The 12,084-nt window shown below is 67.0% G+C and carries 12 protein-coding genes; 11 read left to right on the forward strand and 1 reads right to left on the reverse strand.

Annotation, left to right across the window (positions count from 1 at the left end; genetic code table 11):
• The 4 genes from MKK88_RS08885 to MKK88_RS08900 all read left to right on the forward strand — a co-directional run.
• Positions 1-191 (forward strand): hypothetical protein (locus MKK88_RS08885; RefSeq protein ID WP_243998924.1); only part of this gene is annotated, 191 nt, incomplete at its 5' end.
• Positions 192-256: 65 nt separating this feature from the next.
• Positions 257-2,332: a hypothetical protein gene (locus MKK88_RS08890; protein WP_243998926.1), complete on the forward strand. Its 2,076-nt coding sequence runs from the start codon at positions 257-259 to the stop codon at positions 2,330-2,332.
• Between the two features lie 81 nt (positions 2,333-2,413).
• Positions 2,414-2,671, forward strand: coding sequence for a hypothetical protein (locus MKK88_RS08895; protein ID WP_243998928.1), 258 nt, complete (start codon positions 2,414-2,416; stop codon positions 2,669-2,671).
• Complete coding sequence (locus MKK88_RS08900) at positions 2,671-2,952, forward strand: hypothetical protein (protein ID WP_243998930.1); 282 nt, start codon at positions 2,671-2,673, stop codon at positions 2,950-2,952. The genes MKK88_RS08895 and MKK88_RS08900 overlap by 1 nt, the downstream gene beginning before the upstream one ends.
• 134 nt (positions 2,953-3,086) lie before the next feature.
• Here the strand turns inward: MKK88_RS08900 and MKK88_RS33785 are convergent, their stop codons facing one another.
• Positions 3,087-3,218 (reverse strand): hypothetical protein, encoded by a 132-nt coding sequence (locus MKK88_RS33785; protein WP_279602180.1) that lies wholly within the window; start codon positions 3,216-3,218, stop codon positions 3,087-3,089.
• Positions 3,219-4,880: 1,662 nt separating this feature from the next.
• Here MKK88_RS33785 and MKK88_RS08905 point away from each other — a divergent pair.
• From MKK88_RS08905 to MKK88_RS08935, 7 genes are all read left to right on the forward strand, one after another.
• Complete coding sequence (locus MKK88_RS08905) at positions 4,881-5,495, forward strand: 2,3-bisphosphoglycerate-dependent phosphoglycerate mutase (protein ID WP_193375331.1); 615 nt, start codon at positions 4,881-4,883, stop codon at positions 5,493-5,495.
• A 183-nt stretch (positions 5,496-5,678) separates the two neighbouring features.
• Positions 5,679-6,740: a YeiH family protein gene (locus tag MKK88_RS08910; protein WP_047170696.1), complete on the forward strand. Its 1,062-nt coding sequence runs from the start codon at positions 5,679-5,681 to the stop codon at positions 6,738-6,740.
• Positions 6,741-6,841: 101 nt separating this feature from the next.
• Positions 6,842-7,981, forward strand: coding sequence for an adenylate/guanylate cyclase domain-containing protein (locus tag MKK88_RS08915; protein WP_007557758.1), 1,140 nt, complete (start codon positions 6,842-6,844; stop codon positions 7,979-7,981).
• Between the two features lie 196 nt (positions 7,982-8,177).
• Entirely contained in the window at positions 8,178-9,401 is a 1,224-nt protein-coding gene (locus MKK88_RS08920; RefSeq protein ID WP_007557757.1) for a molybdopterin-dependent oxidoreductase, read from the forward strand.
• Positions 9,402-9,412: 11 nt separating this feature from the next.
• On the forward strand, positions 9,413-9,751 hold the full coding sequence (locus MKK88_RS08925; protein ID WP_007557755.1) for a c-type cytochrome: 339 nt from the start codon (positions 9,413-9,415) through the stop codon (positions 9,749-9,751).
• A gap of 183 nt (positions 9,752-9,934) precedes the next feature.
• Positions 9,935-10,918, forward strand: coding sequence for a beta-propeller fold lactonase family protein (locus MKK88_RS08930; protein ID WP_007557753.1), 984 nt, complete (start codon positions 9,935-9,937; stop codon positions 10,916-10,918).
• A 78-nt stretch (positions 10,919-10,996) separates the two neighbouring features.
• Positions 10,997-12,082, forward strand: a complete 1,086-nt coding sequence (locus MKK88_RS08935) for a sulfite oxidase (RefSeq protein ID WP_007557751.1) — start codon at positions 10,997-10,999, stop codon at positions 12,080-12,082.
• The last annotated feature ends 2 nt before the right edge of the window (positions 12,083-12,084 follow it).

Raw genomic sequence — 12,084 nt, forward strand, 5'->3', positions numbered from 1 at the left:
GTCGCTATCGCAACCTACCGGACGAGCCGATCCCGGGCGCTATCGAGCCCTGGCAGGCCGTGACCCCAATCCGGCCGGACACCGTACACAGCCGGTCCCTGCGCTTCCTCGACGCCACGGGCGAGCTGCTGGCCGCCGTCGCCATCGTCGGCGGCGGCATGGTGCTCACCGGCCTCGCCACCCTGCTCTGACCCGCCGCCACCGCGCGGCGAGCCCTGCCGCGCTTCCCCTCTCGCACAGCGATTTAGGAGGCTTCATGTCCTCTCGTAACTCCATCAAGGCGCCGAAGCAGTCGGTCGACAAGCCGAGCCTCAAGCAGCGCGCCGCCCAGATGCGGGACGCCGCAGGCCGGTTCATTAAGCGCAAGCCCGCGCAACCCAACGCCTCGCAGGAGCCTGTAGCGCCGCTCGGCACGATCGCCGTACCGCACGGCACGCATCCTGACGCCTACGGCCTCGTGGTTGATGAGAACGGCTTGGGCCTGCACGCTGCGCCGGACGCTAGGATCATCGTGGAGCCCGTCATGCCGGCCAAGGCAGGGCTGGCTGTGTTCTACATGAAGGGGAAGCCCAGCCCGGCTATCTTCGACCTAGCTCGCGGCTTCCAGCCTGACCATACCGCGCCGTTCGCGCCCGGGTCCGAGGTCATGCCGCTGATCAGGGTATGCGAGCCGGTTACGGGGCAGATTGGGCATATCCGCACCGACCGCGTGGCAGCGATCCACAAGGTGCGCGGCGTGTCCACGTCAGCCGAGATTATCGCGCAGCACCGCTCGGCGCCTGCCGCGCTGACTGAGATGGTCGAATGCCCCGAAGGCATGGGCACCTACGTCGTTGATGACGCTGTCGCCTATCCGCTGGTCCGGCCGGGCGAGACCGTCGTTTATGATGGCATGCGGCGCGAGCCGACCAACGGAGCCTTGTGCATCCTGCAATGGAACAGCGGCAACCGCGTTGCCATGCAGACGGAACGGCGCCCTGTCGGGGGATGGGATGAGGAGGGCTGGTTCGCCCATCCGGTGAACCGGCCGAGCAACAGCGCCATGCTTGAGCGCCGGTTGGCCTCCGGTGCCCCCGGTCTATGGTACACCAGCGATGGCCCCTACACCGAAGCGCAGATGCGTGAGCGGATCGTCGGCACCGTCGTCGGCGTGCTGGTACCGCAGCAAAGAGCTACCCCGGCAGTAGCGACCGAGGCACAGCCCGGCCTGGCGACCGCGACCGATACTCTCGCGCACGTGCATCCGATCGACCGGGAGCACGAACAGACCAACACCGCTGCGGCGGCCAAGGCGCTGACCACTGCCGTGTCGCCCGCGTTGCGCACCGCGATCCTGGCGCATCGGGACGCTTTCACAGCTTCTCGCAGCGACCCCGACGACAGCGATGACAACATGGACCGGCACTATGCCGGGATCGACCGGGCCGCGGATGCGATCGACGCGGTTCTCTCCAGCACCCTCGCGGATCTGCGGGCCAAGCTAACTTACCTGCTGCCGCGCGTTCTGCCGGACGTGAATGGCCGGGATCACATCGCGCGCCTGCTCGCGTTTAGCGATGACCTCGACCGGATGTGCCGCGCTCCAGTCATGAGCGAGGACAGCACCGATCCGGTGTTCGAGGCGATCCGGGCGCATCTCGCGGCGTGGGACGCCTTTGGTCTCACCGTTAATCCAACCGACAAGGCGTGGCGGCGAGAGCGGGGCCTAGACATGTCCGATGAGGCGATGGCCGCGCCAGAGGCGGCATGGAAGGTCGCCCACGAGGCCGAAATCGCCGCGTGGAATGCGGTGTTCGAGACGCGCCCGACGACGCTGCCGGGCTTCGTTGCCGTGGTCCGGCACGCCCAGCAGTGGGCAAGCGACCACTACGGCATTGATGAGTGTCTCGACGCCGACGACATCATGGCCAAGATTGCGGCCGACGCCGAACGCGTGATGTGGGCGGCCCTCGATAAGCGCGGCGATGATCGCCCCAACCTGTCGAGGGTGCCGGTCACCGAGCTAGCGGCCATGTCGTTCGAGCCCGTGGACCGCTCGGCCACACCTTGCCCGGTCCCGTCCCGCGAAGACTGGATCAGAGACGCCGATATGGCGCTGCCGTGGCTGCGCCTGGGCTGGCTGTACCTGAGTCTCGACCGGGACGAGTTGGCCGATGCGCTGCTCGCGGAAGACGACCAGCAGGCCGACGATTTTGGGCACAACCTGAACATCGCTGCGCGCAACTTCGACCAACTCGCTCGGTTCGCCCGAGCTGTTCTCGACCGCCGCATGATCGGCATCGCCGCCCTGGCCGTGCGCGAGGGCGCTCCCGACGACATCGGAGGGGCCTAGCCCCTCCGCCTTCCTGTCGCGGTGCGTACCGCCCCGGCCGGATCACGCCGGGCTTCCAGATCACACCCCGAGACCCTGACCATGAGCAAGATCGTAGCCTTCCCGGGCCGCCCGAGCCTGCCTGCCGCCAAGCCGATCCCCCGGGAGGAGTTCGAGCGGCTGGCAGAACTCGCCCTCGACATCGTGGACCGCATCGTCGCCATCTTGGATGAGGGCGACGGGGATCCCGACCACGAGGACGGCGGGGATAGCGAACCCAGCCTCGGCGCTCCGGAAAACCATCACGGTTCGCAGGTGGTGTGGTTCCGGGGCGGGGATCGGGACTGCGAGGCCGAGTGATGCCGACGCTGCTGCCATCTAGGCCGCCGTCAGAGCCGCGCCTATCGCTACCTCAGACGGTTCGCTTCCTGGCCCTGGTGGCGCGCGTGCGCCTCCATGACGCCCGAATGCACGTCGTGGTTCGGCAGGGATCCGGCTTCTCGGATGACCGGCTGTTGCGCCTCATGCGGCGGTGGCTGGCACTACATCAGGAGATCGGCGCCATGCTGCCGGGCGTCCCCGAACCTGAGTACGTCGCAGAGGTGCGGGCGATCCTGCGACCAACAGTAAGAAAGGAATAGGGAAGCATCCACGCCCGCCCTCGACAGCTGAGGGGCATATCTGCGGGCGAGCGTGGATCGTCAGCGGGACCGTCTCAACCCGCCGGCGAGCCGGGTGATAGTCGGGCATTCTTGCGAAAGGGTGACCGGCGGGCTCAGGCGATCCAGCCCAGGACTGTGGCGCAGCGCTCGGCTTGAGCCCGGGTCAGGCCGGACACGACGGCCGCTCCGTTCCGGTAGACGCTGAATGAGCCGTCACCTGCCGCGCGGATCTTGATCGAGGCCATCGTTTACGCACTCCACACCCGCCAAGGCGGCGCTGGAGAGTAGCGACTAGGAGGCCTTGAAGTTTCTGGCTTGCGAGGTTGTCGACAGGGGAATCTGTCGGGCTCCGCAGCCTTCCGAACGCCACTCGCGCATCCGGTGCAAACGGCAAACTCCACCGCGCTCCAAGGGCGTTTATTGGACAACGCTTGGACGGAAGAAGCTCGCGATCGAGCTAAGTCATTGAGAAGATTCTAGGACGTCAGATAACGCGCGACTACCCCCTCAACAATATCAACCCTTTAGCGTCAGCGCCAAGCACTCTAAGCCCGACTTCGCGCCAACAAAGAGCCGACTTTTACGCCTCTGCGCCATCAAACACCCGACTCCCGGTTGGCTGGGCCTACACGGCTCGAAGATCGGTCCACGAGGATGCTCAGCTGCCTGCATCAAGGCGCACATCGATGAGCACGCCGCCGAACTCGAAGATAGAACCTCTGTTGGCGCCAGATCGGATCTCAGCGGGCGGCAGATCAAACCATATGGGTGTAAATCATTAAAGTTCGATGGAAAACTGTTTCAGCACCGAGCAACTGCGCCCGACAGCCACGCACACCTATCCTCCGGCACGCCACCGACCTTGCTTCCACGCCGACGGGACGTCGGGCTTTCCTTCCCTCGCATCCGCTCGGTGAGCTGGGTCAGCTGACGGAGGCCCGTCGACAGCGTCACAACCACCTCTTCTCCGTCGGCCACCCCGACCGCTCCATAACCCGGGCAGCAAATTCGTGGCATCGTCCGGGGTTGGCGGTTAGGCCCTGTGAGTGCCACGGCTCGCCCCCCGCGACATCACGGGTTTCCCGGCGAACCGGCCACCGGGAAAGGCAAAACTATGTCGGGCCAATGGTGGCGCCCGGTCGTGGTGAAGGTGGCGGTCGATAAGGTCGATGGTGACGTACGGTCGCTCCTTTTCCTGTCAAATGGCTGCCAGCGCTTAAGCTTCGGCTCTCACCGCGGCCATGGAGGCGGAGTGGATCAACCCGGACGCGCTGCGCAGCTGGCTGGCGACGGCTCACGCCCGGGCGCCGGCACCGCACTAGGCGACAAGCGGATGCCCCGCGGGTCTAAAGCCGGCAGAAGGCGCCAGACCGGAGCCCGGGACTTCAGGCTTGGTCCGCGACGTCACCTGATGGGCGGATGACGAGTTCACGCCGTAGGTCGGTCGAATAGACCTAACGCGGGGGATGCCGTCAGTGTCACCTCGATGCCTTTGGGGGGTGGTGCTTGTCTGCACCTTCGGGAAGACCGCGCAGAAGCTCGTTTCCGGCGACGGTTGAGAGGGCCGCATCAAGGATCAAGTCCGCGGTCCCAAGCCTCTACGCTTCCGCCGGTCGGTTCAGGCCATAACCTCCATGCACTCCGCGATGGTGTAGGGGCGCGCTACGTTCGAGATGCTACGTGAGCTATCCCTAGGGCTGGCATGGGTGGGAAGCAGCTTGGCTGCTTTCGGTCGCAAGACGTTCTAAAGCGGACCTAGGATGAATCGCCGTCTCCGGATGGACGGTCCAACCCATCTCAGGGTCGAAGTTCGTTAAAGCCGGATGCCGTTTTCATCAGAGGCGATGCGACCGACGCGAAAGTGCGTTGCCTTGGGAGACAGAGTGATTCACGATCGCAAAGCCCCAATCACGCGACGTCTCGTGCTGGTCCGGCATGGCCAGAGCGTAGCCAACCGATCCGGTCTGTTCACGGGATTGCTGGACTCGCCCTTGACCGAGCAGGGTCGGATAGAAGCCGTGGCAGCCGGGCGGCGTTTGGCCGAGCGCAGCTGGCGCTTTTCCGATGCCTTCACCTCGACGCTGACGCGGGCCGTCGTGAGCGGCCGGCTTATCCTCGATACGCTCGGGCAACCCGGATTAATCCCTCAACGCTTCGCCGCGCTCGACGAGCGAGACTACGGCGACCTCAGCGGGCTCGACAAGACCGCCGCCGATGCGCGCTGGGGGGCGGAGCGGATCGAGACCTGGCGGCGCTCCTACGCCGAGGCGCCGCCGAACGGTGAGAGCCTGCGCGATACCGTCGCCCGCATCGTGCCATGCTACCTCCGATCCATCCTACCGGCGGTCATGGGCGGGGACGTGCTCGTCGTCGCCCACGGTAATTGCCTGCGGGCGCTCGTTATGGCGCTCGACGACCTCAGCCCGGCGGAGGTCGAGCAACTCGAACTCGCGACGGGCTCCGTCAGGATCTATGAGTTTGCTGCGGACACGACGATCGAGGCCCGCTGGATCGACGGTTGAATCCGCCTGTAGGCCCCCAAGAATGGGTCGCCTCACGCTTCGAAGGGATCCCCATTTGATCTAATTAAGTGATTGGAATTATCTAATCATTCCGTTGGAGTGAATGAAAGGGAAGTGGGATTCTCCGGCATCACATCGGAGCCACCCATGTCCGCCCCCAGACTTGTCTCCCACCCTCGATCGATGCGTGCCCTGGCCGGCACGAGAGCCATCCTTCCAGGACTGGGCCTCTGCGTGGCAGTTACCGCCGCAGCGGTCGGCTTCGAAGCCGTCGAGACGCACCTGTTCGGTCGCGCTTGGCTCGAAGCCCTGGTGCTGGCGATCCTCCTCGGGAGCGCGATCCGCACCGCCTGGACCCCGTCGCAGCGTTTCTTTCCCGGCATCGCCTTCGGGGCCAAGACCGTGCTGGAGATCGCGGTCGTAATGCTAGGCGCGTCGCTCAGCCTCGCGACGATCCTCGCCGCCGGCCCGGGCCTGCTCTTCGGCATCGCGGGCGTCGTCGTGGTCGCGATCCTGTCGAGCTACGGCATCGGCCGGGCGCTCGGACTGCATTCGCGCATGGCGATCCTCGTCGCCTGCGGCAACTCGATCTGCGGCAACTCGGCGATCGCCGCCACCGCCCCGGTGATCGGCGCCGACGGCGAGGACGTCGCCGCCTCCATCGCCTTCACCGCGGTGCTGGGCGTGCTGGTGGTGCTCGGCCTGCCGCTGCTGGTGCCGCTGCTCGGCCTGTCGCCGATGCAGTACGGCGTGCTCGCCGGCCTCACCGTCTACGCCGTGCCGCAGGTCCTCGCCGCCACCGCGCCGGTCGCGGCGCTCAGCGTCCAGGTCGGAACCCTGGTGAAGCTCGTCCGGGTGCTGATGCTCGGGCCGGTCGTTCTGATGCTCTCCCTCGGCGCGAGCCGGCTGCGCGAGGAGACCGACGAGGCCGCCCCCGGCGTCACAACCGGCGACCGCCCGGCCCCCGGCGGCCTCGCGATCCACCGCCTGGTGCCGTGGTTCATCCTCGCCTTCCTGGCGCTCGCGGGACTCCGCTCGGCCGGGCTGATCCCGCAAGTCGCGCTCGCGCCGATGTCGGAGACCGCCAACGTGCTGACCGTAGTCTCGATGGCGGCACTCGGCCTCGGGGTCGACGTGCGCAGCGTCGCCAAGGCCGGGGCGCGGGTGACCCTCGCTGTGGTCGCCTCGCTCCTTGCCCTCGGCGCCGTCAGCCTCGGCCTGATCCATGTGCTCGGCCTCGTCTGATCCACGCTATGGCATCGATCCGACCCCTTGATGGAAGAATTGCCGTGACACGTTCGTCCCAATCTTCATCCGAGGCAGTCGCGCAGGCGACGGGATGGTTGATGGGGCCGGGTCGCGAAGCGGTGGACGCGGCAGCCCTTCTCGATGGGTTCAGTGCGTGCCTCTCGGGGCTTGGCCTGCCGCTGGCCCGCGCCACCACCCACGCGCCGACCCTGCATCCGTCGTTCCGGTGGGTGATGCGCGTCTGGCATCCAGGAACGTCGAGCCTAGCCCTGCGTCGCCGCCACGGCATCGAGGGCACGCCGACCTTCCACGGCAACACCGTCGAGCACGTGGTCGAGACGCGGACCCCACTCCAATGCCGTCTCGACGGGGATGGGCCGCTGCCGTTTCCCGTGCTTGGCGAGCTTCGCAACGAGGGTCTGACCGACTACCTCATCGCGCCGCTGCATGCCGCGCGTGGACGCATGGGTGCCGCCTCCTGGGCCACGGCGAGACCGGGCGGCTTCACGCCGATCGAGATCGAGACGTTGCTAGCGCTGGTCGAGCCGTTCTCGCTGCTGTTCGAAATCAAGGCGCTCGACGACATGCTTGGCGCGGTCCTGAGCGCCTATGTCGGGCGCGACCCGGCGCGGCAAATCCTGGCCGGCACAGTGCGGCGCGGCGACGTACGCCTCATGCGGGCCGCGATGATGCTGACCGATCTGCGCGGGTTCGGTGAACTGTCCGACCGGCAAAGCCCCGACCATGTCGTGGCCGCCCTCAACCGGATGTTCGATGCCATCGTGCCGGCCGTCGAGGCGGAAGGCGGCGAGGTGCTAAAGTATATTGGTGACGGGCTGCTGGCCGTGTTCGATGCCGATCGCGACGAGGCCGAGGCGCGCCGTGCCGCCTTGCGTGCCGCCGAGGCCGCACTCGATGCGCTTGCGACCCTGCGCGACGGTGACAGGGCTGCCTTTGAGGTCGGCGTCGCACTTCATGTTGGGGAGGTCGCCTACGGCAATATCGGCGGCGGCGACCGGGTCGACTTCACGGCGATCGGCCGCGATCTCAACGTGCTCGCTCGCGTCGAGCGCCTGTGCAAGACCTACGACACGCCGCTGATCGCCACCGACACCTTCCTCCACGGCCTGGCGCATGCCCTCGAACCGCTCGGCATTGTCGCCCTTCGCGGTTTCGCCGAGCGTCACGCCTTGTTCGGGTGTCGCAGGACCGCGCCTGTCGAAGCACCGGCGGTCTGACGTCGAGACGATATCTGGCACCACCGGCGCGGAGATCCAAAATTCTCAAATCATCGCATTGGGAGATCGTTCGCATCGCGAAAGACCGTTGGTGGGAATTAAACGCATCCCGTAGCATCTCCCTAGTCGCAAGGAATCGCCACGGGTCCGGTGCCCTCGAACGCATCGACGCCGACGAACTTTGAAGGGAGAGACGATGCACGGATTGGAAAGACCGACGAACCGCCGCCTCCTGTTGGGCGGGCTCGGGCTCGGCAGCCTTGCCGCCGCGATGCCGGCCTGGGCCGCGGGCTCGGTGAAGCTGCCGCTACCCGGCGGCCCGGATGTGCGGGATCTCACGACGGCCTTTCCCGGCAAGGGCGAGATGATCCTCCAGCGTACCCATCCGCCGCTGCTGGAGACGCCGTTTGCGGTGTTCGATGAGGGCGTGTTCACCCCCAACGACCGCTTCTACGTGCGCTGGCACTGGGCCTCGATCCCAACCGAGGTTGATGCCGGCACCTTCCGTCTCAAGGTCCACGGTCATGTCGAGAAGGAGCTCTCGCTCTCCCTCGATGCCATCGCCGGCCTGCCGCGCTTCGAGATCGCCGCGGTCAACCAGTGCTCGGGCAACTCCCGCGGGCTGTTCGAGCCGCGGGTTCCCGGCGCGCAATGGGCCAACGGCTCGATGGGAAACGCCCGCTGGACCGGGGTGCGCCTCAAGGACGTGCTCGAAAAGGCCGGGGTGAAGGCCGGTGCCGTGCAGGTGCGCTTCAGCGGCCTCGATGAGCCGGTCGTGGACGACGCGCCGGACTTCAAGAAGTCGCTCGATCTCGACCACGCCAACGACGGTGAGGTGATGATCGCCTACGCGATGAACGGCGAGCAATTGCCGCTTCTCAACGGCTTCCCGCTTCGCCTCGTGGTGCCGGGCTGGTACTCGACCTACTGGGTCAAGATGTTGTCGGAGATCGAGGTGCTGGACAAGCCCGACGACCAGTACTGGATGAAGACCGCCTACCGCATCCCGGACGTGCCGGGCGCCAACATCAAGCCCGGCCAGACCGGCTTCAAGACGGTGCCGATCAACAAGATGGTACCGCGCTCGTTCGTCACCAACCTGCAGGATGGCGCCAAGGTGACGGCCGGCGCGCCGGTGGCGTTGCGCGGCATCGCTTTCGGCGGCGATTGCGGGGTGAAGGCGGTCGACTTCTCCGGCGACGGCGGCGCGACGTGGTTTCCAGCACAGCTCGGCGCGGACGAGGGCCCCTACAGCTTCCGCCGCTTCGAGGGCAGCCTGCCGGCGTTGGCCGCCGGCACCCACACGGTGAAGGTCCGCTGCACCAACACCAACGGCGTCGCGCAGCCCACGGACCGGGTCTGGAACGGGGCCGGCTTCATGCAGAACGGTATAGAAACCGTGTCCTTCCAGGCCGCTTGAGGAGAACAGCCATGACCCCGATCCGCTCTGCAGCCCTCAGCGTCGCGCTCATACTGTCTCCCCTGGTGGCGCTCGCCGCCCCGGCTCCCGAGCCGATGCGCTTCACCTCGCAATCGATCGAGATGCCGACCTCCGACCGGATCTTCCCCGACGGGCCCGGGGCCGAGGCGGTCAACAACAACTGCCTCGCCTGCCATTCGGCCGGGATGGTGTTGACCCAGCCCAAGCTCACGAAGGCGCAGTGGACCGAGACCGTGAACAAGATGGTCCACATCTACAAGGCTCCGGTCGATCAGGCCGACGTGCAGACCATCGTCGACTACCTCACGGCGTTGAAGCCGACCCCCTGAACTCCCGAATCCCGAGGCCGCCGCGTTTTTTCGCCGGCCTCGGGGAATAGACCGCCCTCGCTGGCATCTCCTTAAGGCGATGCATGGCCGGACCGGTCCCGCACGACGCAATCCGATTTCGAACCCGCCCGCACGGCTGGCCCCGGCCGCCGAACGAGCGCGCATGCCCAAGAGACCCGCTTCATGACCCATATCCGCACCAGTCTCCGCGCCTTCCTCGCCGGAGCTGCCTTGCTTCTCGCCCAGGGCCAGCCCGGGTCCGCCGCTGGTTTCGACGGCGCGATCAAGAACAACGCCTTGGCGCTGAACGCTGCCGGGACCGTCGCCGCTGTATCGAACAGCGAGGAGAGCGCCGTCGTCGTCTACGACGTCGCCAAGGGCACGGTGCTGCGCCGCCTCGACGGCTTCGTCACGCCGCGCAACATCGTGTTCGCGCCGGACGGCGCCCGCTTCTACGTCTCCGACAGCGGCACCGGCCGGATCACGGTCTACGAGACCGCCACCGGCAAGGAAGCCGGCGTTCTCGCCGCCGGGCCCGGGGTCTTCGGCACCGTGCTCTCGGCCGACGGGGGCAAGCTCTACGTCAACAACGAGGCCGCGAGCACGCTGACCGTGTTCGACACCAAGACTATGCTGGCAGATGCCGTGATTCCCGGCTTCGCGCAGCCGCGCCAGGGCGTGAAGCTGTCGCCCGACGGCAAGACCGTGTTCGTGACGAACTTCCTCGGCGACAAAATCACGTTGGTCGATACCGCCACCAACAAGATCACCGGCGAGATCGCTGGGTTCGACAAGCTGCGCGCCATCTCGATCACCAAGGACGGCAAGACGCTGTTTGCCGCCAACAGCGGCCGCAATACCATCGGCGTGGTCGATATCGCCGCCCGCAAAGTCACCTCCGAGGTGGAGGTGGGCAAGGACCCCTACGGAGCCGCACTGACACCGGACGGTCGCTTCGTCTATTCCGGCAACCTCAAGGACAACTCACTCTCAGTGATCGACACCGGCACCCTCAAGGTTGTCGCCACGGTGACCGGCCTGAACGAGCCGCGCCAGGCGATCGCGTTCTCGGCCGACAACGCCCGCGCCTACGTCCTCAACCGCGATCTCAGCGTCGCCGTGGTCGATCGCGCGAAGAATGCGGTGGTCTCGACAATGAAGCCCTGAGGCGACGCGCGCCGGGGGCCTTATCGCCCCCGGCGCGTTCTCGTCGTCGACATGTCAAGTACGCAGGACAAAGACCCCATGCTCCGCCTGTTCCAGCGCAAGGACCGCCTCATCGTCCACGGAAAGGCGCCCTACAACGCCGAGCCGCCGCTCGATCGCCTGCGGGCGGCGTTCCTCACCGAACAGGCCGACTTCTACGTCCGCAGCCACGGCGACATCCCGGACCTCGACGCCGACAGCTACCGCCTGACGGTAGATGGCATGGTCACCATGCCGCTCGAACTCTCCCTCGCGGAACTCAAGGCGCGCTTTGCGCACGCCACCGTCACGGCGGTGATGCAATGCGCCGGCAACAGACGGGCCGACATGCTGGCGGTGGCGCCGGTCTCCGGTGACCCGTGGGCGCCCGGTGCCATCGGCAACGCGGAATGGACCGGCGTGCGGCTCGCCGAGGTGCTGCGCGCGGCCGGCATCGATGCAGATGAAGAGCGCTACGTCGCCTTCGAGAGCCACGACCGGATCGCGGACACGGACACGCGCTTCGGCGCCTCGATCCCTCTCGCCAAGGCGCTGGCGCCCGAGACGCTGCTTGCCTTCGCGATGAACGGCGAGCCTCTCGCCCCCGAGCACGGCCATCCGTTGCGCGTGGTGGTGCCGGGATTTGCCGGCATCCGCAGCCCGAAATGGCTCGCCCGGATCACGGTGCAGGACCGGCCCTCCGACAACCCGATGCAGGCCGACGACTACAAGCTGTTTCCGCCCGACGTGACGGCCGAGACCGCGGACCCCGCCCACGGCATCACCATCGAGGCGATGCCGCTCAACAGCGCGATCTGCGAGCCCGCCCGCGGCGCGGCGTTGAAGGCCGGCCGGCACGCGATCCGCGGCTATGCCATCGCCAGCGACCGCGCGGTCGCCCGCGTCGACGTCTCGACGGATGGCGGCCGCAGCTGGGCGCAGGCCCGGATCGACCGCGATGCCGACGCGCCCTACGCGTGGACATTCTGGGAGATCGAGCGCGAGCTGACGGCCGGCGAGCACGAACTTGCGGTGCGGGCCTGGGACTCCGCCGGCCAGACCCAGCCGGCCGCCCCCGACGACACCTGGAACTACAAGGGCTACCTTAGCGCCGCATGGCACCGGGTGCGGGTCACCGTGGCCTGATC

It is taken from the genome of Methylobacterium sp. E-005 (assembly GCF_022829725.1).
Taxonomy (GTDB): domain Bacteria; phylum Pseudomonadota; class Alphaproteobacteria; order Rhizobiales; family Beijerinckiaceae; genus Methylobacterium.